Raw genomic sequence first — 22,728 nt, 5'->3', positions numbered from 1 at the left:
CCGCGCGGCGGCCCGCCCTGCTTTCCAGAGTGACCTCGTCCGTGCGGTACGGGGGCCTGAGAGATTCCGGGGAGGAGTTGCTCCTTCGGCGCCTCCGGCTGGCGGGCGGAGGACTCTCCCGCACGGGGTCTGCGGCCACGATCAGCGTACCAGCGCACGCCCCGCGCATCCCGGCGCGGGGCGTGCGCTCACGTGCGCCCGGGCGGCGCCCGCCGAGTGGCCGCGGGGCCTCTTGTGCCGTTACGTGGAGGCAGCGGAGCTGTGACGAGACGTGGGAGGCACCGTGCAGACCGACATCGACCCCCGGAGCCTGATCGGCGTGCGCGCGTACGACAGCAACGGCGACAAGCTCGGGACCGTCGACGAGGTGTACCTCGACGACGCCACCGGCGCCCCGCAGTGGGCGGCGGTGCGCACGGGCCTGTTCCACCGGGACGCGTTCGTGCCGCTGGGGCCGAGCGAGCTGGCGGACGAGGGGCTGCGGGTGCCGTTCGAACGGGAGCTGATCAAGGACGCGCCGGACTTCGGCGTAGGCCGGCACCTCTCCCCCGCGCAGGAGCTCCAGCTCTACCACCACTACGGCATGACGCTGCCGCCGGAGGTCGCCAACACCCATCCGCAGCAGCGGCCGCCACAGGACCGGGACTTCGGCGAGGTCGCCGGCTCCGACGACTGACAGGCCACCGCCGGGCACCAGCCCCCCGACGTCAGCCGACCGGCACCAGCGGCAGCGGGTCCGCCGGCTCCAGCGCCGGGTCGTCCGCGGCGAACGTACGCACCCGCCCGGGCGCCGAGCCCGGCACTTCGAACCGCACCGTGACCCGGCCGACGCCGCTGCCCTGCACCCAGCCGGGGCCGTGCTCCGCGTGCCGCACGTCCAGCCCCGGCAGCCACTGCGGCGCGGCCGGCTCCGGCTCCGGCGCGGCGGGCGGCGGGGGCGGCCCGGGCGGCGGCAGCGCCACCGGGCCGTCGGCGTCCACCGGCCCGTGCTGCACCTCCGGCGCCTGGCCCGCCTGCGCGAACAGGTCCTCCTGCGTGAAGTCCGCGAGCCCGCTCACGCCGACGCCCAGCAGCCGCACGCCCGCGGTCGTCTCCACGCCGTCCAGCAGCCGCAGCGCCGCCTCGGTGACCACGGCCGGGTCGTCGGTGGGCCCGCGCAGGGTCTCGGAGCGGGTGAGGGTGGAGAAGTCGTACCGCCGGACCTTGAGGACCACCGTGCGGCCGGAGCGCCCGGCGCCGCGCAACCGCGTCACGCACCGCCGCGCCAGCCGCTCGACCTCGGTGCGGATCCGGACCCGGTCGGTGAGGTCGACGTCGAAGGTGTCCTCGACGGAGACGGACTTGGTGTCCCGGTCCGCCACCACCGGCCGCTCGTCCAGCCCCAGCGCCATCACGTGGATCCCGGTGCCGTGCGCCTTGCCCAGCAGCCGCACCATCTCGTCCTCGCCGGCGTCCGTGACCTCCCCGACCGTGGTGATCCCGGCCCGGCGCAGCGTGTCCGCCGTGGCCGGGCCGACGCCCGGCAGCGTCCGCACGTTCATCGGCCCCAGCAGCGCCCGCTCGCCGCCCGGCGGTACCAGGACGAGCCCGTCCGGCTTGGCCAGCTCGGAGGCGACCTTGGCGAGCATCTTGGACGCGGCGAGCCCGACGGACCCGGTGAGGCCCGTGGCGGCGCGGATGTCGGCGCGGAGCCGGCGCGCCACGCTCCGTAGCGCCGTCTCCTCCGCGGGCGTGCCGCCGGCTTCGAGGTCGACGAACGCCTCGTCCAGGCTCAGCGGCTCCACCAGTGGCGACAGCTCCCCGAGCAGCGCCATGACCTGGCCGCTGACCTGCTGGTAGAGCCGGAAGCGGGGGATGAGGAACGCGGCGTTCGGGCAGAGCCGGCGGGCCATGCCCATGGCCATCGCCGAGTGCACCCCGAAGACCCGCGCCTCGTACGACGCGGTGGCCACCACGCCGCGGGGGCCGAGGCCGCCGACGATCACGGCCTTGCCCTTGAGGCTCGGCTTGGCGGCCTGCTCCACGGCGGCGTAGAACGCGTCCATGTCCAGGTGCAGGACTGACGGCGCGCTTCTCACACGGTGATGGTCCCCCATGGGTACGACATCGGCCCCGCAGCGGCCGTCAGACGGCCGTGACGGCGTCGTACGGACCGGGGCGCGGGGCGGCCACCGGCCGGCCTGCCGGAGGGCGTCAGCCGGCGCGGCTGCGGCGGCGCGCCAGCTCGTCGGCGGCGTTGTGCCCGACCAGCGTCTCGCCGGTGTCGACGCGCTCCGCGTGCAACTGCACGAGGGCCGCCTGCACGTCGCTCCAGACCACGCCGACGGCGATGCCGAAGATCCCCTGGCCGCCCTGGAGCAGCTCGACGACCTCGTCGGGGGACGTGCACTCGTAGACCGTGGCGCCGTCGCTGATGAGGGTCATCCGCCGCAGCTCGGCCGGATCGGTCGCGCGCAGGTGGCGGACGGCCGTCCTGATGCTCTGCAGCGAGACCCCGGCGCCCAGCAGCCGCTTGACGATCTTGAGTACGACGACGTCGTGGGAGCCGTAGAGCCGCTGGGCGCCCGAGCCGTTCGCGGGGCGGACGCTCGGCTCGACGAGGCCCGTACGGGCCCAGTAGTCGAGCTGGCGGTACGTGATGCCGGCCGCGGCACACGCCGCCGGTCCCCGGTAGCCGACCTCCTCCGCGTCCGCGGACGCGGCCCGTGGCCGCCTCGCGGGCTCCACGCCGTGCCCGTACAGCGGAACAGCTCCGCCCCCGCCAGCCGATCTCCCGCCGCCCGTGACCACCACGCCGACCTCCCGCTCCCTGACCTGCCTCCCGACGGTAGGCAGTCGCCCCGGGCGCGTCAACGAACGCCACACGGGGCACGCCGGGTGCTCATCACCCTACGGGTGGTTTGCCGACGGCGCCCGCACGGTAGGCCCGGGCGGGCTACCGGGGGGCGGCTCTCACTGGGGATTCGTACCGAAGTCCTCGGGCGTGATCTGGTCGAGGAACTCGCGGAACTTCTCCACCTCGTCCTCCTGCTCGTCCGGGATCGAGATCCCCGCGTCGTTGAGCACGCCCTCGCTGCCGTAGATCGGCGTGCCGGTGCGCAGCGCGAGCGCGATGGCGTCGGAGGGGCGGGCGCTCACCTCGGCGCCGCCGGAGAACACCAGCTCGGCGTAGAACACGCCCTCCCGCAGGTCGGTGATCCGGACCTCGGACAGCTCCTGGCCGACCGCGTCCAGCACGTTCTTGAACAGGTCATGGGTCAGCGGGCGCGCGGGGGTCATGCCCTGCTGCGCGAAGGCGATCGCCGTCGCCTCCCCAGGACCGATCCAGATGGGAAGGTACCGGTCGCCGCCCACTTCACGCAGGAGAACGATCGGTTGGTTCGAGGGCATTTCCACCCGGACACCCACAACGTCGAGCTCGTTCACACAGCAACCCTAGGCCGACCCCGGCGGTTTTGGGTAGTCGAGCACGGGACCGGTCAGTTGCCGGCGACCCGCAGTGAGGACCGTACGAGGGTCGTGTGCAGCCGCGCGGACAGCTCGATCAGCCGTTCGGCGGTGGATTCCGCGTGGGCCCGCGTCTGCGGGCTGCGGTGCTGCCGGAGCGGGCCGATGACCTGTTCGACGAGGCCGGCCTCGCGGTCCGCGGCGGCCTTGAGGCCGCGCAGGTGGCGCGCCTGCAGCCCGTAGCTGCCCAGCTCGGCCACGAGACGGGCGACGGCGGCCGCGTCCGCGTCGTAGAGCCCGTCGGCGTCCGGGGCGACGAGACCGAATTCTTCCCAGGACGCCAGCTCGTCCTCGCCGACGGCGGCGGTGCGCAGCAGCGTCTCCCGGTCGACACGGGGATCGTGCGGGGCCTCCGCGACGGCGGAGGCCCCGGTCCCGGCGCCGGCCACGGGGTCGGCGTCCAACTGCTCACGGATGACCTTGAGCGGCAGGTAGTGATCCCGCTGCATACGCAGGATCCGGGCCAGCCGCTCGACGTCCGCGGTGCCGAACTTGCGATAGCCGCCCGGCGAGCGCTGCGGCTCCACCAGGCCCTCCGACTCCAGGAAGCGGATCTTGGAGATGGTGACCTCGGGAAACTCCTCGCGGAGCACGGCGAGGACGCCCCCGATGCTCAACTGCCGGTCGCGCGCCCGGCGTCGGTCCGGCCGGTCCGCTTCCGGAGCGGCGGTGCCGCCCCTCGGGGTGTCGCCCATCGCTTCCGTCCCGTGGTCGTGTGCTCCCCGCCGTCAGGCGGTGCGCCGACTGGCGAAGAACACCAGCCGGAACTTTCCGATCTGCACCTCGTCCCCGCTGGTCAGCTCGAACTCGTCGATCCGCTCGCGGTTGACGTACGTGCCGTTGAGGCTGCCGACGTCGGCGACCGAGAACCGGCCGTCAGGGGTCCGGCGGAACTCCACGTGCCGCCGGGAGACCGTGACGTCGTCCAGGAAGATGTCGCTCTGCGGGTGGCGCCCGACGGTGGTCAGCTCGCTGTCCAGCAGGAAGCGGGCCCCGGAGTTGGGGCCGCGGCGGACGACGAGCAGCGCGGAGCCGGGCGGCAGCGCGTCGACGGCCGCCTGCGCCTCGGGCGACAGCGGCGGCAGCGTCTGCCCGCCGCTGGCGACCTCGGCCTCGTATGCCTCGATGCCCGAGATGGAGATCGTGGTGGTGGTCTCCGAGGGACGCTCGGCCACACCGGCCCGCAGCGGGGCGCCGCAGTTGGAGCAGAACCGGCTCGCCTGGGCGTTCCGGGCCCCGCACCTGTTGCATACCGGCAGGTCCATGGACTGTGCCTCCTGCTGCGGAGCGCCCGCAGCGGCGTCGGGCGGATGCGAGCCGGGGGCGAACCCTCCACCCGCACTTGAGGTTGATGGTTCCCCGAAACCTATGCGGCCCGATGCGGCAGGGTCAACATAAGACTCGCCCTGACCACCCGAAATGTCGCCGGGCGGCGGAGGCGCCTGATCCCGGTACAAGGCGCGCTCGCCGGCCTCGCCGCCCTGGGACGCGGCGCGGTGCCGGCCCGGCCGATCCGCCGAGCCCCTCCCGAACAACTTAGCGAACAACTTCACGGGCGATTTCCCCTTGACCGTCGGACAGGCCCGTGTACGAGCAGGTCACTCGACACGCGCATCAGCGGCACCGGACATTCACTGAACGTCCACAACCCCCGGACAGTTTCCCTTACGCGACCGCAGCCGATGCGTCGACCCCCCGTAACCTTGAGGTCACGACGACGACCGAGCGTAGTCAGGCCGCTTCTCCCGCCGCAAGGCGTCCACGAGGACCGTATCCCGGGGCTCGATGGACACCGTAGCCTGCTCCTCCTCCATGGTCTGAACCACCCCACCGGGGATGTTCAGCGCGGGCTCCAGATCCTCGGCCCGGCCGATCACGCGGAAGACGTACGGCTGGGAGACCCGGCGGCCGTCGATGGCCACGTCACTCTCGCCGGCGTCGGCGAAGTGCGTACCCGCGACCACGCGCACGCCGTTGATCTGGATCGCCTCCGCACCGGCAGCGCGCAGCTCCTGGATGGTGTCCAGCAGCATGTCCGCCTCGACGGCGCCCTCGGGGCCACGGACGGTGATCTCGATGCCGGGGCCCTCGGCGGCAACCGTGCCGGCCAGCACGCCGAGCTGGCGCTCCTTGGCCTCGGTCTGGCGGCGCGCCTCCTCCGCCTGGTCGGAGCTGTTCTCCAGCTCCGCCTTCTGGTCCTCCAGCCGCTCGCGCTCGTCCTCCAACCGCTGGGTGCGGTCGTCCAACTCGTCGAGGATCCGTACGAGGTCCTCCTGCCGGGCGCCGCGCAGCGCGCTGGACTCGCCGGTGGAGCGGACCTGGATGGCCAGGCCCAGGCCGAGGATGAACAGCAGCAGGGCGACGATCAGTTGCGAGCGGGTCAGCCGGAGCGGCCACACGGCGTCGACCAGGCGGCGCCGTCCTGCGCCGAGCTCGGGCGCGGGCGGGGCGGGCGGGGCGGGCGGCTCGGGGGGCGCGGAGCGCTCAGCGGGCGCCGTGCGCTCGGGAGGAGAGGCAGGGCCGGGGAGCTGCGGCGCGGAGGGCCGCCGCTGCATGGGCGGACGCTGCTGCGGCACCGGAGGACGCGGCTGCCCGGAGGGGCGCTGCTGGCCGGGAGGCTGCCGCTGGCCCGGAGGCTGCGGCCCAGGAGGCTGCGGCCCCGGGGGCTTCCGGGTCGGCCGCTGGGCGGGCGGCTGCGACCCCTCGGGCCGCTGCTGTGACGGCTCCGGCCGCTGCTGCGGCGGCTTGCGCGGCGGCTGCTCGCGGGAGGCGTGGCGCGGCGGCTGCGGCGGCTGGTCGCGGGAGTGGCGCGGCGGCGGGTGCTCGCGCGAGGCGTGCCGCGGCGGCTGGTGCCGGGGCGCGGGCGGGCGCGGCGGTGTGGACGGTGTAGGCGCTGTGGGCGGTGTCGGCGGTACGCCCGGCGTGCCCTGCGGGTACGCGGCGGGCGGGTCGCCCGGGCGCGGGGAGTTCGGCGGAGTCTCGTCGGACACGGGCATCACGCCTGGAAGACGTGCCGCCGGATGGCGGCGGCGTTGGAGAAGATCCGGATCCCGAGGACGACCACCACGCCCGTGGAGAGCTGCGCGCCGACGCCCAGCTTGTCGCCGAGGAAGACGATCAGCGCGGCCACGACGACGTTCGACAGGAACGACACCACGAAGACCTTGTCGTCGAAGATCCCGTCGAGCATGGCCCGCAGCGCTCCGAAGACCGCGTCGAGCGCGGCGACGACGGCGATGGGCAGGTACGGCTCCAGGCCCGCCGGCACCACGGGCTGGACCACGAGGCCCATGACGATGCCCGCGACAAGGCCCAGTACGGCGATCACGAGGGGTTGTTCTCCTTCGGTTCTGCGTGGCGTAGGGACAGGCCGGTGGCGGCGGGCAGCCGGAGGTCGTCGCGTGCGGAGATCCCGGCCCTGATGCCGTAGTTGTCCTGGAGCACGTCCAGGTAGTGGCCGTCGGCGTTCTCCCGGAAGCGCTCCAGGAGGCGTTCGCCGTCGCCGATGGCGAGCACCGTGTACGGCGGCGCCAGCGGGCGGTTGTCGACGAGGATGGCGTCGCCGGCCGCGCGGATCGCGGACAGGGCGGTGAGCCGGCGGCCGTTGACGGAGACGGCCTCGGCGCCGGCGAGCCAGAGGCCGTTGACGATGCGCTGCAGGTCGCGGTCGCGTACCCGGCCGTCGTCGGCGAAGCTCGTGGAGCTGCGCGGGCCGCCGGCCGCGCCGGTGCCCGCATCGGCGGCGTCGTCCACCACGAGGCGTACGCCAGGACCCCGGGCCTCGGCGGCGCCGGCCAGCAGCGCGAGCAGCGCCGCCTGGTCGCTGCCGTCCTCCTCCAGCGCCTCGCGCTGCCGGTCGGCCACCTCGCCGTGCAGTTGCTCGACCGTGCGGTCGAGGTCGTCCGCCGCGGCGGTCCTGTCCTCGACCCGCTCGATCAGTTCCTCGCGCTCGCGGGCGAGGTCGGGTGCCTCGATCCGCGCCTCGGCGGCGCCGACGGTGAGGACGAGCGCGGTCAGCACCAGGCCGGCGGCGAGCCAGGCCCGCCCGCGCAGGCGCTGCGGAAGCCGCTCGCCGCGCGGGCGGGCGCCGTGGCGCGCGGCGGCCTCGGCGTACCCGTCGTCCAGGCTGTGATCCATCAGCCGGGTCAGCAGCGACATGGAGGCGTCCGGACGGGGGCGTGCCGGTGCGCTGCTCCGTTCGGGGGGCTGCTGCGGCATGCCGGACATCGTTGCACGCCGGGAGCCCTTATGGTGCCGCGACCCCTGGGTTGGGTGAACTCTCGCTCCGCTGTGCCCGCGTCAGTCGCCGCTCCCGTCGACGACCGCCGCCCACTCGTCGAGCAGGGCTTCGGCGGACGCCTGGTCGGGTCCCTCGGCCCAGAGGTGTGTGACCGCCTCGGCGCGGTCCGGCAGCACGAGCACCCAGCGGCCGTCGGCCTCCACGACCCGTACGCCGTCGGTGGTGTCGACGTCGCGGGAGCCCGCGGCTTCCACCACCCGGCGCATGACCATGCCCTTGACGGCCCACGGCGTGGCGAGGTCGCGGCAGAGCACGTACGCCTGCGGGATGCGGGCGTCGATCTGGCTGAGGGTGAGCTGGGTGCGTGCGACCAGGCCGGTGAGCCGGGCGAAGGCGGCCGCACCGTCGAAGACGGAGGAGAACTCCGGGACGATGAAGCCGCCGCGGCCGTCGCCCCCGAAGACGGTGTCGTCCATCCGCGCCACCCGGGCCAGGTCGTCGGGCGAAGTCGTCGTCCACTCCACCTGTGTGCCGTGGTACGCGGCCACCTGCTCGGCGATACGCGTCGTGGTCACCGGCATCGCCACCCGGCCGCTGCGCCGCTCCGCCGCGACCAGGTCGAGCATGACGAGCAGCGCCCGGTCGTCCTCGACGATCCGGCCCTTCTCGTCGACCAGCGAGATGCGCTCGCCGACCGGGTCGAAGCGCACGCCGAAGGCGGCCCGCGCCGAGGACACGATCTCGCCGAGGCGGACGAGGCCGGCGCGGCGCGACTGCGGCGTCTCGGTCGGACGGGATTCGTCCAGGCCCGGGTTGATGGTGAGGGCGTCCACGCCGAGGCGGCCGAGGAGGCTCGGGAGCACCAGGCCGGCGCTGCCGTGCGAGGCGTCCACGACGACCTTGAGGCCGGCCTCGGCGATGCCGCCGGTGTCCACGGCGCGCAGCAGTGAGCCGGTGTAGGAGTCGAAGACGCTGGCGGGGAAGCTCAGGTCGCCGATCTCGCCGGGGAACGCGCGGCGGTACTCCTGGCGGGCGTAGACGCGGTCGAGCTTGCGCTGCGCGGCCTGCGAGAGGTCGGCGCCGCGCTCGTCGAGGAACATGATGTCGACGGAATCCTGTACGCCCGGGGTGGTGCGGATCATGATGCCGCCGGCGCTGCCGCGCGCGGTCTGCTGCCGGGCCACGGGCAGCGGCACGTTCTCCAGGTCCCGTACGTCTATGGCGCTGGCCTGGAGCGCGGAGATCACCGCGCGCTTGAGCGCCCGGGCGCCGCGGGAGTGGTCGCGGGCGGTGGTGACGCTGGAGCCCTTCTTCAGCGTGGTCGCGTACGCCCCGGCCAGCCGGACGGCGAGTTCGGGGGTGATCTCGACGTTGAGGATGCCGGAGACGCCGCGGGCGCCGAAGAGGTGGGCCTGGCCGCGCGACTCCCAGATCACCGAGGTGTTGACGAAGGCGCCCGCTTCGATGGTCTTGAAGGGGTAGACCCGCACATTGCCCTGGATGATCGATTCTTCGCCGATCAGGCACTCGTCGCCGATGACGGCGCCGTCCTCGATCCGCGCGGCGCGCATGACGTCGGTGTTCTTGCCGATGACACAGCCGCGGAGGTTGGTGTGGCCACCGATGTAGACGTTGTCGTGGATGACGGTGCGGTGCAGGAACGCGCCCTGCTTGACGACGACGTTGGAGCCGAGGACCGAGTGCTCGCGGACCTCGGCGCCCTGCTCGACCTTGGCGTAGTCGCCGATGTAGAGCGGGCCGCGCAGGACGGCCTCTGGGTGCACCTCGGCGCCCTCGGCGACCCAGACGCCGGGTGAGATCTCGAAGCCGTCGAGATCGAGGTCGACCCTGCCCTCCAGCACGTCGGCCTGGGCCTTGACGTAGCTCTCGTGGGTGCCGACGTCCTCCCAGTAGCCCTCCGCCACGTAGCCGTAGATGGGCTTGCCGTCCTTCATCAACTGCGGGAAGACGTCGCCCGACCAGTCGACGGAGGTGTCGGCCTCGACGTAGTCGAAGACCTCGGGCTCCATCACGTAGATGCCGGTGTTCACGGTGTCGGAGAAGACCTGGCCCCAGGTGGGCTTCTCCAGGAACCGCTCGACCTTGCCCTCCTCGTCGACGATGGTGATGCCGAACTCCAGCGGGTTGGGGACCCGGGTGAGGCAGACGGTGACCAGCGCGCCCTTCTCGCGGTGGAACGCGATCAGGTCGGTGAGGTCGAAGTCGGTGAGCGCGTCGCCGGAGATGACGAGGAACGAGTCGTCCTTCAGGGCCTCCTCGGCGTTCTTCACGCTGCCCGCGGTGCCCAGCGGACGGTCCTCGTTCGCGTACGTGAGCTCCATGCCGAGCTCCTCGCCGTCCCCGAAGTAGTTCCGCACCAGGGAGGCGAGGAACTGGACGGTCACCACCGTCTCCGTCAGCCCGTGGCGTTTGAGCAGCCGCAGGACGTGCTCCATGATCGGCCGGTTCACCACCGGCAGCAGGGGCTTGGGCATGCTCGCGGTCATGGGGCGCAGGCGGGTGCCTTCGCCCCCAGCCATCACGACGGCCTTCATATCGGAAGCGTCCTCCTTGGGCGTGAGACGGCGATGCCGGCTGCCGCCTAGTCGGGGGTGGTGTCCGCGCGGGCGTCCCCTCGGATGAGACGGCGCACCTGGGTGAGGTAGAGGCCGCCGGCCCACCAGTACAGCGCTGTACCCCAGCCGGCGAACGCCCATCCGAAAATAGCAGAGAGTGACGAGACCCATCCACTTGCGTCACTGAGGAGGAGCAACGGAAAGGCGTACATCAGGCAGAAGGTGGCGGACTTGCCCAGAAAGTTCACCTGGGGCGGCGGATAGCCGTGCCGGCCGAGCAGCCAGACGGCCACCCCGACGATCGCGTCGCGGGAGAGCAGCAGGACGGTGAGCCACAGAGGGAGGATCCCGCGCCAGGTCAGGCCGACGAGTGTGGCCAGGATGTAGAGGCGGTCCGCGGCCGGGTCGAGGATGCGGCCCAGGTTCGAGACCTGGTTCCAGCGCCGGGCCAGCTTGCCGTCGAGGTAGTCGCTGATGCCGCTGAACGCCAGGATCGCCAGCGCCCAGCCGTCGGCGTTCGGGCCGCCGAACTCCGGCCAGAGGATGAGCCACAGGAAGACCGGCACCAGGACGAGCCGGGACATGCTCAGGAGATTGGGGACGGTGAAGATCCGGTCCTTCGATTCAGCCGTCTCCTGGACCTCCACCCGCCTGCCTCCCCGTCCGTTCCCGCCGGTGCAGCCAGACGCGCCGACGATGCGCTCTGACCTTACCCGTCGGCGGTAACGGGCCCGCGCGCAGGCCGGTTCGGAGGGCTGGGCACGGGGCGGGGCGGGGGGCGGTCCGGCGGGTTGCGCGGGGGGTTGCCCGGAGGCCGGGAGGGAGCTGGGCACGGGTGGCTTCCCTCGGTGCGGAATGGAAGGTTCCGATTGGTTACGCTTCAGGAGCGGCACGGCCCCCACGGATGCGGGCGGCGCCGACCCCCCGCTGTCTTCTGGAGGCCCCGGCATGACCCAAGTCTCGTCCCCGCTCACCGGCCGCGCCATCGGGCTCGCCGCCGTGCCCGACCCGGTCTTCTCCGGGGCGATGGTCGGTCCCGGCACCGCCGTGGACCCCGAGCGCGGGCCCTCCGAGGCGGTCGCGCCGATCGGCGGCCTGGTGCTCTCCCTGCACCCGCAGGTCTTCGTCGTCGTGGACGACGAAGGGCGCGGGGTGCTCACCCACCTCGGCATCGACACCGTGCAGCTCAACGGCGAGGGCTTCGAACTGCTCGTCGCCAAGGGCGACCGGGTCGAGCGCGGGCAGCCCGTCATCCGCTGGGACACCGCCGCCGTCGAGGAGGCCGGCAAATCGCCGATTTCGCCGGTGGTGGCGCTGGAGGCGGCCGAGGGGGCGCTGTCCGCGGTGGCGGAGGACGGGAAGATCAAGGCCGGCGAGGCGCTGTTCACCTGGGAGTGACCAGCCGGCGGTGACCGATCTGCGGGCCCGGTGCTGCGGCCCGTGCGCGTACGACAGCCGCGGCGGGACGCCGCCGCGCACTTGCGGAAGACTGGTGACATGGAGACGACCCTGCAAGGCGTCGGCGTGAGCCACGGGGTGGCGATCGGCGAGACACGGCACATGGGCACGGCGGTGCTCGAACCGCCGGCGAAGCAGATTCCCGCGGCGGAGGCGCCGCGCGAGCAGGAGCGGGTGCGCAAGGCCGTGGAGGCGGTGGCCGCCGACCTGGTGGCGCGCGGCAACCTGGCCGGCGGTGAGGCGCAGGCCGTGCTGGAAGCGCAGGCCATGATCGCGCAGGACCCGGAGCTGGCGGCGGACGTGGAGCGGCGGATCGCCGTCGGCTCCTCCGCGGAGCGCGCGGCGTACGACGCCTTCGCGGCGTACCGCGAACTGCTCGCCGGGGCCGGGGAGTACATGGCCGGGCGGGTCGCCGACCTCGACGACGTGCGCAACCGGATCGTCGCCCGGCTGCTGGGCGTGCCGATGCCGGGGGTGCCGGACAGCGACGAGCCGTACGTGCTCATCGCCCGCGACCTCGCGCCCGCCGACACCGCCCTCCTCGACCCCTCGCTCGTCCTCGGCTTCGTCACCGAGGAGGGCGGGCCGACAAGCCACAGCGCGATCCTCGCCCGCGCGCTCGGCGTGCCCGCGGTGGTGGCGCTGCCGGGCGCCGTCGAACTGGCGGAGGGCACGGTCGTGGCCGTCGACGGCTCGACCGGCGAGGTGTTCGTCGAGCCCGCGCCGGAGAAGCGCGCGGAGATGGCGCAGATGGCGGCCGAGCGCAAGGCGGCACTGGCGGCGGCCAACGGCCCGGGGGCGACCTCCGACGGGCACAAGGTGCCGCTGCTGGCGAACGTCGGCGGTCCCGCGGACGTGCCGGCGGCCGTCGCGGCGGGCGCGGAGGGCGTGGGGCTGTTCCGCACGGAGTTCCTGTTCCTGGACGACAGCAGGACGGCGCCGTCGGAGGAGGCGCAGATCACCGCGTACCGCCAGGTGCTGGAGGCGTTCCCGGAGGGGCGCGTCGTCGTACGCGTCCTGGACGCGGGCGCCGACAAGCCGCTGGAGTTCCTCACCCCGGCCGACGAGCCGAACCCGGCGCTCGGCGTCCGCGGACTGCGGTCCCTCCTGGCCCACCCCGACGTGCTGCGCACGCAGCTCACCGCGCTGTCCAGGGCGGCGGCCGGGCTGCCGGTGTACCTCGAAGTGATGGCGCCGATGGTGGCGGACCGGCAGGACGCCGCGGACTTCGCGGCAGCGTGCCGCGACGCCGGGCTGGCGGCGAAGGCCGGGGCGATGGTGGAGATCCCGGCGGCGGCGCTGCGGGCGCGGGCGATCCTCCAGGAGGTCGAGTTCCTGTCGCTGGGCACGAACGACCTGGCGCAGTACGCGTTTGCCGCGGACCGGGAGGCCGGGGCGGTGTCGCGGCTCCAGGATCCGTGGCAGCCGGCGCTGCTGGACCTGGTGTCCTTCGCGGCGGAGGGCGCCAAGGCGGAGGGCAAGAGCTGCGGGGTGTGCGGCGAGGCGGCGTCGGATCCGCTGCTGGCGTGCGTGCTGACGGGGCTGGGGGTGACGTCGCTGTCGATGGGCGCGGCGGCGATCCCGTACGTGCGGGCGGCGCTGGCGAAGCACACGCTGGCGCAGTGCGAACGCGCGGCGTCGGCGGCGCGGGCGGCAGACACGGCCGAGGAGGCCAGGGAGGCGGCGCGGGCGGTGCTGTCGGGCGAGTAGGGGGCTGTTCCGGGCCGGGGTGCCGGCTTGTGCGGGGCTGCGAAGGTGAGCGGGCTGCCTGGGAGTTGCGCACGCGGGGTTGCGGCGAGGGGTGCTCCCCGACCCCGCCCCTTCCCGAAACCGGGGCTGCCGCCCCGGACCCGGCACGGCGCGGCCCTCCGTGCCTGCAGGAGGCGGGCGGCGATCGCGCCCGCTCGCATGGGTGGGCGGACAGGGATGCCGCCCAACCCCTCCGGGCGCTCGGCGTCTGGCCAAGAGCCACCGCACCCGTTCCGCCCTCATCGGTGGCAGCCCTTCTCCGGGCGGGGCAGCGGCGTGCCGGCGCTGTAGGTGACGTCGGGTTCCGGGGGCAGGGGGGCTCCTGTCCTGGCGTTCGTGCAGTACGCCGCGTAGACCTCCTTCTCCGTCAACGGGGCCGGCCAGCCGTCCCGTAGCCGCCAGCCGCGGACCCGCTCCCTGCCGTCCGCCCCCGTCGTGCGGGCCACCACCCCGCCCGTGCCCGACGTGACGATGCCCGCCGCCAGCACCAGCCGCAGTGCCTCACCGTCCGGCGGGCGAAGGCGCGGCGGGCCCGGCGGGTCCGCGCTGCGGGCCACCGCGACCAGCGGGAAGCCCGCCGCGCGGACCGTGGTCACCACGTGCTGCGCGCCCGGGCCCAGGGCCTCCGTGAGGCGGTCGACCAGCAGGCCCGCGCGGGCCAGTGCCGCGTCGGCGCGGTGCTCGCCGCAGTCCTCGCAGCGGCCCGCCGCCGCCAGCAGCGTCGCCGCGCGTTCGCGGGAGCGGCTGCGGGCGGCCGCGTCGAGGAGTTGGGGCACCAGGCGGTCCATCGGCTGGCCCCCGTACGGCACCGCCGGGCCGCGGGCGGCGGACTCCGCCACGTAGCGGCAGCGGCTCACCGGGGTGTCCGGCTCCAGGCCCCGTTCCGCGCAGAAGCGGGCGAAGCCCGGTGGGTCGAAGAGCGCCACCGTCGTGTACGCCCCCTGTGTGGCCCGGGCCCGCAGGACCCCCTCGACCTGCCGCAGATACGCCGCGTGGTCGTCGAACAGAAAGCTCGCATACCGCCGCATCGCCGCGAAGTCCGCGGCATCCGCCAACAGCCCTACCGCACCCGGCATCTCCCGGCGCAGCAGCCGGGCATCCGTCCTCGTACGCGCCATGACTCCCCCTCTACGGAGCGCAACCGATCAATACGCACCGTAATCGAGGGGTCTGACAATCCCCGCGGGGTCAGCTCCGCGACCGCGCCAGCCGCTCGTAGAACCTCAGCAGGTCCACCCGGTCCACCGACCCCGGATTGACCGCCTTCTCCAGCGGCGTGCCCTGCAGCATCCGCTTCACCGGCACCTCCAGCCGCTTGCCGGTCAGCGTGTGCGGCACGCCCTCCACCTCGATCACCTCGTCCGGCACGTGCCGCGGTGAGAGCTGCTCGCGGAGCGCGGCACGGATCCGGTCCCGCAGGCCGTCGTCCAGCCGTGCACCCGTGGTCAGTTGGACGAAGAGCGGCATCCAGTACCCGCCGTCCGGCAGCTCCACGCCGATGACCAGCGACTCCCGCACCTCCGGCAGCCGCTCCACCACCTCGTAGATGTCCGCGGAACCCATCCGCACGCCCTGCCGGTTCAGCGTCGAGTCGGAGCGCCCGTGGATGACGACCGAGCCGCGCGACGTGAGCGTGATCCAGTCGCCGTGCCGCCACACGCCCGGGTACGTGGAGAAGTAGCTGTCCCGGTAGCGCTCGCCGTCCGGGTCGTTCCAGAACCGTACGGGCATCGACGGCATCGGCTGCGTCACCACCAGTTCGCCCACCTCGTCCGTGACCGGCTCGCCCGCCGGGTCCCACGCCTGGAGGTCCGTGGCCAGGCAGGCAGCCTGCAGCTCACCGATGTGCACCGGCAGCGTCGGCACCGCGCCCGCGAAGCAACTGCACACGTCCGTGCCGCCGCTGACCGACGCGATCCACATGTCCGCGGGACCCGCGGGGTCCGCGCGGTGGAACTCGTCGTGGATCCACCGGAATCCGTCCGGCGGCAGCGGCGAGCCCGTCGTGGCCACGCACCGCACCCGCGTCAGGTCCAGGTCGCGGCCCGGGTGCACGTCCGCCTTGCGGCAGGCCATGACGTACGCCGCGGAGGTGCCGAAGAACGTCGCCTCCGTGCGCTCCGCGACCCGCCACTGCGCCGCGACGTCCGGATATCCGGGGCTGCCGTCGTACGTGATCACGGTGGCGCCCACCAGGAGGCCGGAGACGAGGAAGTTCCACATCATCCAGCCGGTGGACGTGTACCAGAAGAAGCGGTCGCCCGGGCCGAGGTCGCAGTGCAGCGCGAGCTGCTTCAGGTGCTCCAGCAGGATGCCGCCCTGGGACTGCACGATCGCCTTCGGCAGGCCGGTGGTGCCGGAGGAGTACAGCACCCACAGCGGGTGGTCGAACGGCACCTGCTCGAAGACCGGTTCCGCGCCCGTGGCCACCAGCGCGTCCCACTCCAGCGCGCCCTCGGGCGGGGGCGTGCCGAGCAGCGGGACGTGCACGACGGCCCGCAGGGTGGGCAGTTCGCGGCGCAGTTCCGCGACGGTCTCGCGGCGGTCGTGCTCCTTGCCGCCGTAGCGGTAGCCGTCGACGGTGACGAGCACCACCGGCTCGACCTGGCGGAAGCGGTCCAGGACGCTGCGGGCGCCGAAGTCCGGGGAGCAGGAGGTCCACACGGCGCCGACCGCGGCGGTCGCCAGCAGCGCGACGACGGCCTGCGGGATGTTCGGCAGGTACGCGCCCACGCGGTCCCCCGGCCGTACGCCGAGCCGGCGCAGCTCCGCCGCCAGCGAGCCGACCTGCGCCCGCAGCTCCGCCCGGCTCACCGGCTGCGGCCCGCCGCCCTCGGCGACGTGCAGCAGCGCCGGTCCGGCGGCGGTGCCGACGTCGCGCAGCGCGTGCTCCGCGTAGTTGAGCCTGGCGCCGGGGAACCAGCGGGCGCCCGGCATCGCGGCGTCCGCGAGGACCGTCTCGTACGGGCTGGAGAACCGGACGTCGAACCACTCGGCCGCCGCCCGCCAGAACCGCTCCAGGCCGCCGTCCGGCGCCACCGACCAGCGGTGCAGCGCCGCGTAGTTCGCCTCCGGGTCGCCGGGTACCGGCGCCGGCGCGCCGTGGTGCTCCGCGGCCCAGCGGTGGAAGCGGGTGAGCTGCGCCTTCCCGACGCGCTCCGGACCGGGCCGCCACAGCGCCGCGGGCGGCTCGGGCTGCTCGGAAGGAGCGGCGCCCGCAGACGGCGCCGACGGCGCGGACGGTTCGGTGGGCGGCTGGCTCGGCATGGCGTGACTCCCGTGGTACGGCATCCGCATGAGGGTCTGCGCCGCCGCCGGCCCGGTGGGGCGGCCGCGGCGCGCACGGAGCGCCCGGCGAGGGTGGCCGGTGCTCCGGTGAGACGATGCCACGTGATCGAAAGCGGCACCAGTACGACCGGTCCGTGCCGTCGTGCGGCGTGCACAGGCGGCGCACGACCGCACTCCCGGTGAACAGCGGTTGAACTCTCTCGCCCGCCGTGGTGTGCGGTGGCAGGCTGATCAGCATGGATCCCTCCGCCCTCACCCGGCGTGCCCGCGCCCTGCGCGCCGCCGTGCGGAACCGGCGGGCCGACGCCGCCGCGCTCCCCCGCCGCCGTGTGGAGCGGGCCCGGGTGCCGGGGCTCGCGGTCGGGGCCGAGCCGGCGCCCGGCGGGGGCGTGATCCGCTTCGCCCGCTCCGTGCTGCAACTGCGGGTGACGACGACCGGCGCGGTGTTCTGCGGCTGGGACGGCGCGGAGCCGGAGCCGTCGTACGCGCTCGCCCGCGGGCCGGAGACGGACGCGCGCGTGGAGCTCGAACCGGACGCGGCGGGCGGCGGCTGGCGGGTGGTGTCGGAGCGGGTCACCGTGGCGGTGTCGCGGCGCGGGGCGGTGGAGGTGCGTACGCCCGCGGGCGTCGTGCTGCGCCGGGAGCAGCCGCCGCGCTGGTGGGAGTCGCCGGCCGGCTTCCCGGAGGACGACGCACGCGAGGAGGTACGGCGCTGGGTGCAGCGCGCCCACGTCGCCCCGGACGCCCAATTCTTCGGCCTCGGCGGCCGCTCCGCGGGCCCCTCCCTGCCGGACGGCCGCTACCGGCTGTGGAACAGCGACCCCGGCGGCGCCTTCGCCCCCGGCGACGACCCCTTGTCCCTGACGATGCCCGTGCAGTTCGTCGTCTCCGACGCAGGCTGCCATCTGCTCTTCCACGACAACTCCTGGGACGGCACCGTCGAGCTGTACCGCGGCGCGGAGGGCGCGGGCTCCGGCCACGACCGGCCGGGCCGCGTCGAGGTGCGCATGGCCGGCGGCCCGCTGCGCTACTGGGTGATGGCCGGCACCCCCGCCCGCGTCCTGCAGAGCTGGACGGCGCTCACCGGCGCCCCCGCCGTCCCGCCCGCCTGGGCGCTGGGCTACCAGCACGCCCGCTGGGACTTCGGCGGCGCCGAGGGCGTACGCCGCGTGGTACGCGGCTACCGCGAGCGCGGCCTGCCGCTGGCGGCGGTGCACCTGGACATCGACCACTACGACGGCCACCGCGTCTTCACCGCCGACCCGCACCGCTTCCCCGACCTGCCCCGGCTGGCCCGCGAGCTGGCCGCCGACGGCGTGCGCATGGTCTCGATCGTCGACCCGGGCGTGAAGGCCGAGCCGGGCTATCCGGTGTACGACGCGGGCGTGGCCGCCGACGCCTTCGTACGGGACGCGCGCGGCCGCCCCGTGCGCGGCGTGGTGTGGCCGGGCGACGCGGTCTTCCCCGACTTCACCGACCCTCGGGCGCGCAAGTGGTGGGGCGGGCTCTACGCGGAGCGGCTGCAGCAGGGCTTCACCGGCTTCTGGCACGACATGAACGAGCCCGCGTCCTTCGCCGCCTTCGGCGAGAAGACCCTGCCCCGCTCGACCCGGCACGCCCTGGAGGGACGCGGCGGCGACCACCGCGAGGCGCACAACGTCTACGCCCTGCAGATGGCCCGCGCCGCATACGGGGCGCTGACCGGACTGCAGCCCGACCGCCGCCCGTTCCTCTTCTCCCGCTCCGGCTGGGCGGGCCTCCAGCGCTACGGCGGCACCTGGTCGGGCGACGTGGCCACCGGCTGGCCCGGCCTGTCCGCGTCGCTGGCGCTCGTCGTCGGCCTGGGCCTGTGCGGGGTGCCCTACTCGGGCCCGGACGTCGGCGGGTTCAGCGGGCGGCCGGATCCCGAGCTGTATCTGCGCTGGCTCCAGCTCGGCTCGTACCTGCCGCTGTTCCGCACGCACTGCGCGTTCGACGCCGGGCGGCGCGAGCCGTGGGAGTTCGGGCCCGAGGTGCTGGAGCACGCGGGCGCGGCGCTGCGCGAGCGGGAGCGCCTGCGCCCGTATCTCGCGACGCTCGCCCGGCTCGCGGAACGTACCGGTGCGCCTTGGGTCCGTCCCCCGTGGTGGTACCACCCGGCGGACCGGGCGCTGCGCGAGACGGGGGACGCCTTTCTGCTCGGCGACGCGCTGCTGGTGGCCCCGGTGCTGGCCGCGGGAGCCCGCCGCCGTGCGGTGCGGCTGCCGTTGGGGCAGTGGTACGACACGGCGACGGGCCGCGCCCTGACCGGCCCGGGCACCGTGGAGCTGGAGGCGCCGCTCGCCCGGGTGCCGGTGCTGGCCCGGGCGGGCGCGGTGCTGCCGGTGGCGGGCGCGGACGGCGGTACGGAGCTGGAGGTCTGGGCGCCGCCGCCCGGCGTCACGGGCGGCGGCGTGGTCGTACGGGACGACGGGGACGGCTGGGAGGCGCCGCGGCTGGAGCGGTACGTGACGCGGTGGACGGGCCGTACGACGGTGCGGCGCGAGGACGGCGCGGAGCCTGACCTGCCGGTGCGGGTACGGGGCGAGTAGCCGCCCGTACGGTCGGGCCGCCCCGTTCCGTACACCCGGACAGTCCCGTGCCGTCCCCTTCCCCACGCGCCCCCGCTGCGATAGTGAAAGGGCCATGCCAATGAACGCCGCCCTCGCGCGCCCCCTGTCCCGGCTCGCCGTCCTGGCCGCCGCCGCGGCCCTCGCCGTCACGGCCACCGCGGCACCCCCGGCCGCCGCGAAGCCGGAGCCGAAGGCTCCGAAGGAGTTCGTCGCGCTCTCCGACGTGGACCCGACGATCCTGCACGACATCCGCTACGTCACCCCGCACAACTTCACCGGCGAGCGCATCGACGGCTACCGCAAGCCGATGTGCATCCTCACCGAGGACGCCGCCCGGGCGCTGAAGAAGGCGCAGCGGGCCTTCCTCCGGGACGGCTACACCCTGAAGGTCTACGACTGCTACCGCCCGCAGCGCGCCGTGGACCAGTTCGTCACCTGGGCCGAGGACCTGGGCGACCAGCGGATGAAGGACGAGTTCTACCCGCGCGTCGACAAGTCCCGGCTCTTCGACGACGGCTACATCGCCGCCCGCTCCGGCCACAGCCGCGGCAGCGTCGTCGACCTCACTCTGGTGAAGCTGCCGGCCGGGAGCACGCGCCCGTACGAGCCGGGCGAACCGCTCGTCGACTGCGCGGCCCCGCAGCAGGAGCGCTTCCCCGACAACTCGATCGATATGGGCACGGGCTACGACTGCTTCGACACTCTCAGCCACACGCTGGACGAGCGGGTCACGGGCGAGCAGCGCGCGAACCGGATGCGGCTCAAGGACGGCCTGGAGGCGGCGGGCTTCGTGAACTACGCGTACGAGTGGTGGCACTTCGCTCTCGCGGGCGAGCCGTTCCCGGACACGTACTTCGACTTCCCGGTCCACCGCCGCTCGCTGTCCGGTAGCGGACGCTGACGGAGCGCGGCCGGCGGCCTTCCGACCCAGTCCGCCCTTGTAGACTGGGCCGATTATGTTCGACCACATTCGGCATCGGCCGCCGGCCACGCTCACCGGAGAGCGCGAAATCGTCGTGGCCTGTGCTCCTCTTCGCACCCGCGCCAATCTGTCCAGCATCGTCCGCACCGCGGGATGCTGCGGAATCACCAGGGTCATCGCGTGCGGTAACGCGAAAGTCGACCCCGATGTCGCCCGGGACAGCACGGACCACGTCACGATCGAGGTCCGCAGGACCCTTCCGCCGGTGCTGAAGGATCTCCGCGCGGCCGGCTACCGGGTCGTCGGCCTGGAGCAGACGACCAACTCCCACAATCTGCACACCTACTCCTTCCCCCGGAAAACGGCCCTCGCCGTCGGAAACGAGCGGCTCGGCCTCACCGAGGAGGAGTTGAAGTTCGTCGACGACTGCGTCGAGATTCCCGTCTGGGGAATGCCGCACAGCTACAACGTCGCGACCGCGACGGCCATGGCGCTGTACGAGTACTGCAAGCAGTACCCCGAAGGCTGATCCGGAACCCGCCCGAATTCGATGAGAGACATGCAGATGACCGTGCCCGGCTGGCGGGAAGTCCGCGACACTTCCGTACTCCTGGAGGACGAATCGGTCCTGGTCCTGAACAAACCCGCCGGGATTTCCGTGATGGGTGAGCGGCACGGCACCGATCTCGTGGAACTCGCCGCCGAGGCGGGAGAACAGCTTTATCCCGCCCATCGCATCGACAAGGTCACCTCAGGCGTCGTTCTCTTCGCCAAGGACCTGGCCACGCACGGCGGCCTGACCCGGCAGTTCAACAAGCGGACCGTCGACAAGGCGTATCTGGTCGTCACCGCGACCACCGGACTGCCCGACCGGGGCACGATCGAACTGCCCCTCGGCGTCGGCCGGAAGAACAGGGTGCGTATCGCCGCGGCGCGCGAGGCGATCCGGGCGGATGAGGCGGAAGGCCGCTGGTGGGTCGCTGAGGAGGACGTGCTCGACGGGAAGAACTACCCGTCGACCACCCACTTCCGTACGCTCTGGAGCGACGGCGGGCGTTCGGTGCTCCTCGCCCGCCCGGTCACCGGCCGGCGGCACCAGATCCGCGTCCACCTCGCCTGGATCGGCCACCCGATCCTGGGCGACCCCCTCTTCGACAAGGCTGCCGCGGCGGCGGGTCTGCGGACGCATCTGCACTCCTGGCGGCTGGGCTTCGACGCCTCCTGGCGCGACGGCAGCCGCGTCGACGCGGTGGCGGAACCGGACGACGGCTTCTGGGGGCCGCTGGCCGACGCCCTCTCCGCCGACGCGGTCGACCGCCTGCTGCGCGACGGCGCGAGGCTCCTCCGCCCGGCGTGACGCGTGCGGTCCGGCCCCGGACCAGCGGTGTCGAAAATACATTTGAGGCCGTCGTGTCCAGTGTCTTGACGGTCCATCAGGGCAGGTGAACACTGCCGGATGTCAGTCGGGCATCGCCGCACGACGGCCCCGCCGCTCTGTCTCCCACCGGCGATACGCCTCGCTGACGCGCGCTCGCAGCGACGCCGGCCGGGGTGTGGACCTCCCTCCCCTGCCGGCGCTCGACGTCATGGCAACAGCCAGGGAAGAACGCACCCTTCGTCTCGGCCGGGACGGTGATCCCGGTGGTTGATCGAGGAGCCGCAATGGACTATCCCAATGGGGACATCTTCGCCGGTGAAGTGATCGGCACCGCCATTCTGATCCTGTTCGGCGCGGGCGTCTGCGCCGCCGTCACCCTGGAGAAATCGAAGGCCAAAGCGTCCGGCTGGGTCGTCATCGCCTTCGGGTGGGGCTTCGCCGTGCTGGCCGGCGCGTACACCGCCGCGCCGCTGTCCGGCGGGCACATCAACCCGGCCGTGACCCTCGGCGTGGCCGTCGAGAGCAACGAGAACTGGGGGAAGGTGCCGCTGTACATCGCCTCGCAGATGCTCGGCGCCCTCATCGGCGCCGTGCTCGCCTGGCTCGTCTACTACGGCCAGTTCGCCCGCAACGCGAACCGCGAGACGTCCGTCGAGACGCTCGGCATCTTCTCCACCCGCCCGGAGATCTACCACCCGTGGCAGAACCTCGTCACCGAGATCATCGCCACCGTCGGCCTCGTGCTGCCGATCCTCGCCTTCGGCCTCACCGAGGGGCTGGCCGAGTCCGGCACCCAGGTGCTCGTCGTCGCGCTGCTCGTCGTCGGCATCGGCCTGTCGCTCGGCGGCCCCACGGGCTACGCCATCAACCCGGCCCGCGACCTGGGTCCCCGTATCGCCCACGCGCTGCTGCCGATACCCAACAAGGGCACCAGCGAGTGGAACTACGCCTGGATACCCGTGGCCGGCCCGCTGATCGGCGGCGTGCTGAGCGCGCTGATCTACAAACTCGCCTTCTAG

20 protein-coding genes and 1 riboswitch are annotated in these 22,728 nt (G+C 73.6%); of the genes, 8 read left to right on the top strand and 12 right to left on the bottom strand.

Annotated elements, in window-relative coordinates; genetic code table 11:
• Window positions 1-34 precede the first annotated feature (34 nt).
• A riboswitch (glycine riboswitch) is annotated at window positions 35-131 on the bottom strand.
• Between the two features lie 140 nt (window positions 132-271).
• Window positions 272-676 carry a PRC-barrel domain-containing protein gene (locus CXR04_RS32910; RefSeq protein WP_101425850.1) on the top strand — a complete coding sequence of 135 codons (405 nt, stop codon included), beginning with the start codon at window positions 272-274 and terminating at the stop codon, window positions 674-676.
• 31 nt (window positions 677-707) lie between these two features.
• Here CXR04_RS32910 and CXR04_RS32905 read toward each other — a convergent pair whose 3' ends face one another.
• The 10 genes from CXR04_RS32905 to CXR04_RS32860 all read right to left on the bottom strand — a co-directional run bounded on the left by CXR04_RS32905 (window position 708) and on the right by CXR04_RS32860 (window position 10,970).
• Complete coding sequence (locus tag CXR04_RS32905) at window positions 708-2,078, bottom strand: DNA polymerase IV (RefSeq protein WP_101425849.1); 1,371 nt, start codon at window positions 2,076-2,078, stop codon at window positions 708-710.
• 115 nt (window positions 2,079-2,193) lie between these two features.
• Complete coding sequence (locus CXR04_RS32900) at window positions 2,194-2,742, bottom strand: MerR family transcriptional regulator (protein WP_101426724.1); 549 nt, start codon at window positions 2,740-2,742, stop codon at window positions 2,194-2,196.
• Window positions 2,743-2,952: 210 nt separating this feature from the next.
• Window positions 2,953-3,426, bottom strand: coding sequence for a bifunctional nuclease family protein (locus CXR04_RS32895; protein ID WP_026276413.1), 474 nt, complete (start codon window positions 3,424-3,426; stop codon window positions 2,953-2,955).
• 53 nt (window positions 3,427-3,479) lie between these two features.
• Complete coding sequence (gene ftsR / locus CXR04_RS32890) at window positions 3,480-4,202, bottom strand: transcriptional regulator FtsR (RefSeq protein ID WP_101425848.1); 723 nt, start codon at window positions 4,200-4,202, stop codon at window positions 3,480-3,482.
• Between the two features lie 33 nt (window positions 4,203-4,235).
• A complete protein-coding gene (locus CXR04_RS32885) occupies window positions 4,236-5,060 on the bottom strand; it encodes an FHA domain-containing protein (protein WP_101425847.1) in 825 nt (274 codons plus the stop codon).
• Between the two features lie 156 nt (window positions 5,061-5,216).
• Window positions 5,217-6,062 carry a DUF881 domain-containing protein gene (locus CXR04_RS32880; protein WP_101425846.1) on the bottom strand — a complete coding sequence of 282 codons (846 nt, stop codon included), beginning with the start codon at window positions 6,060-6,062 and terminating at the stop codon, window positions 5,217-5,219.
• Window positions 6,063-6,502: 440 nt separating this feature from the next.
• Window positions 6,503-6,835, bottom strand: a complete 333-nt coding sequence (locus CXR04_RS32875) for a small basic family protein (RefSeq protein ID WP_027744874.1) — start codon at window positions 6,833-6,835, stop codon at window positions 6,503-6,505.
• Window positions 6,832-7,725 carry a DUF881 domain-containing protein gene (locus CXR04_RS32870; RefSeq protein ID WP_199850577.1) on the bottom strand — a complete coding sequence of 298 codons (894 nt, stop codon included), beginning with the start codon at window positions 7,723-7,725 and terminating at the stop codon, window positions 6,832-6,834. The genes CXR04_RS32875 and CXR04_RS32870 overlap by 4 nt, the downstream gene beginning before the upstream one ends.
• An 81-nt stretch (window positions 7,726-7,806) precedes the next feature.
• Entirely contained in the window at window positions 7,807-10,302 is a 2,496-nt protein-coding gene (locus CXR04_RS32865; protein ID WP_101425844.1) for a mannose-1-phosphate guanyltransferase, read from the bottom strand.
• Window positions 10,303-10,349: 47 nt separating this feature from the next.
• Window positions 10,350-10,970, bottom strand: a complete 621-nt coding sequence (locus tag CXR04_RS32860) for a CDP-alcohol phosphatidyltransferase family protein (protein ID WP_101425843.1) — start codon at window positions 10,968-10,970, stop codon at window positions 10,350-10,352.
• A gap of 301 nt (window positions 10,971-11,271) precedes the next feature.
• Between CXR04_RS32860 and CXR04_RS32855 the strand changes: the two genes are divergently transcribed.
• Both CXR04_RS32855 and ptsP read left to right on the top strand, forming a co-directional pair.
• A complete protein-coding gene (locus CXR04_RS32855) occupies window positions 11,272-11,721 on the top strand; it encodes a PTS sugar transporter subunit IIA (RefSeq protein WP_101425842.1) in 450 nt (149 codons plus the stop codon).
• 99 nt (window positions 11,722-11,820) lie between these two features.
• A complete protein-coding gene (gene ptsP / locus CXR04_RS32850; RefSeq protein WP_101425841.1) occupies window positions 11,821-13,491 on the top strand; it encodes a phosphoenolpyruvate--protein phosphotransferase in 1,671 nt (556 codons plus the stop codon).
• Window positions 13,492-13,769: 278 nt separating this feature from the next.
• Here ptsP and CXR04_RS32845 read toward each other — a convergent pair whose 3' ends face one another.
• Window positions 13,770-14,648 (bottom strand): hypothetical protein, encoded by an 879-nt coding sequence (locus CXR04_RS32845; RefSeq protein WP_101425840.1) that lies wholly within the window; start codon window positions 14,646-14,648, stop codon window positions 13,770-13,772.
• Window positions 14,649-14,718: 70 nt separating this feature from the next.
• A complete protein-coding gene (locus CXR04_RS32840; RefSeq protein ID WP_101425839.1) occupies window positions 14,719-16,797 on the bottom strand; it encodes an acetoacetate--CoA ligase in 2,079 nt (692 codons plus the stop codon).
• Between the two features lie 257 nt (window positions 16,798-17,054).
• Here CXR04_RS32840 and CXR04_RS32835 point away from each other — a divergent pair, with 257 nt between their 5' ends.
• The 5 genes from CXR04_RS32835 to CXR04_RS32815 all read left to right on the top strand — a co-directional run bounded on the left by CXR04_RS32835 (window position 17,055) and on the right by CXR04_RS32815 (window position 22,728).
• Window positions 17,055-19,388, top strand: coding sequence for a glycoside hydrolase family 31 protein (locus CXR04_RS32835; protein ID WP_101425838.1), 2,334 nt, complete (start codon window positions 17,055-17,057; stop codon window positions 19,386-19,388).
• 94 nt (window positions 19,389-19,482) lie between these two features.
• Window positions 19,483-20,310 carry a M15 family metallopeptidase gene (locus CXR04_RS32830; protein ID WP_101425837.1) on the top strand — a complete coding sequence of 276 codons (828 nt, stop codon included), beginning with the start codon at window positions 19,483-19,485 and terminating at the stop codon, window positions 20,308-20,310.
• A gap of 55 nt (window positions 20,311-20,365) precedes the next feature.
• Window positions 20,366-20,860: a TrmH family RNA methyltransferase gene (locus CXR04_RS32825; protein WP_101425836.1), complete on the top strand. Its 495-nt coding sequence runs from the start codon at window positions 20,366-20,368 to the stop codon at window positions 20,858-20,860.
• Window positions 20,861-20,890: 30 nt separating this feature from the next.
• A complete protein-coding gene (locus CXR04_RS32820; protein WP_234380610.1) occupies window positions 20,891-21,688 on the top strand; it encodes an RluA family pseudouridine synthase in 798 nt (265 codons plus the stop codon).
• 305 nt (window positions 21,689-21,993) lie between these two features.
• On the top strand, window positions 21,994-22,728 hold the full coding sequence (locus CXR04_RS32815; protein WP_101425835.1) for an MIP/aquaporin family protein: 735 nt from the start codon (window positions 21,994-21,996) through the stop codon (window positions 22,726-22,728).

The organism is Streptomyces sp. CMB-StM0423, assembly GCF_002847285.1.
Taxonomy (GTDB): domain Bacteria; phylum Actinomycetota; class Actinomycetes; order Streptomycetales; family Streptomycetaceae; genus Streptomyces.
This window is presented reverse-complemented; position numbering and strand designations above follow the sequence as displayed.

Coding starts and splice junctions, on each gene's coding strand:
- ftsR (WP_101425848.1), bottom strand. CDS start 4,202: ATGGGCGACACCCCGAGGGGCGGCACCGCCGCTCCGGAAGCGGACCGG.
- CXR04_RS32880 (WP_101425846.1), bottom strand. CDS start 6,062: ATGCAGCGGCGGCCCTCCGCGCCGCAGCTCCCCGGCCCTGCCTCTCCT.
- CXR04_RS32870 (WP_199850577.1), bottom strand. CDS start 7,725: ATGCCGCAGCAGCCCCCCGAACGGAGCAGCGCACCGGCACGCCCCCGT.
- CXR04_RS32865 (WP_101425844.1), bottom strand. CDS start 10,302: ATGAAGGCCGTCGTGATGGCTGGGGGCGAAGGCACCCGCCTGCGCCCC.
- CXR04_RS32855 (WP_101425842.1), top strand. CDS start 11,272: ATGACCCAAGTCTCGTCCCCGCTCACCGGCCGCGCCATCGGGCTCGCC.
- ptsP (WP_101425841.1), top strand. CDS start 11,821: ATGGAGACGACCCTGCAAGGCGTCGGCGTGAGCCACGGGGTGGCGATC.
- CXR04_RS32845 (WP_101425840.1), bottom strand. CDS start 14,648: ATGGCGCGTACGAGGACGGATGCCCGGCTGCTGCGCCGGGAGATGCCG.
- CXR04_RS32840 (WP_101425839.1), bottom strand. CDS start 16,797: ATGCCGAGCCAGCCGCCCACCGAACCGTCCGCGCCGTCGGCGCCGTCT.
- CXR04_RS32835 (WP_101425838.1), top strand. CDS start 17,055: ATGGATCCCTCCGCCCTCACCCGGCGTGCCCGCGCCCTGCGCGCCGCC.
- CXR04_RS32830 (WP_101425837.1), top strand. CDS start 19,483: ATGCCAATGAACGCCGCCCTCGCGCGCCCCCTGTCCCGGCTCGCCGTC.
- CXR04_RS32825 (WP_101425836.1), top strand. CDS start 20,366: ATGTTCGACCACATTCGGCATCGGCCGCCGGCCACGCTCACCGGAGAG.
- CXR04_RS32820 (WP_234380610.1), top strand. CDS start 20,891: ATGCAGATGACCGTGCCCGGCTGGCGGGAAGTCCGCGACACTTCCGTA.
- CXR04_RS32815 (WP_101425835.1), top strand. CDS start 21,994: ATGGACTATCCCAATGGGGACATCTTCGCCGGTGAAGTGATCGGCACC.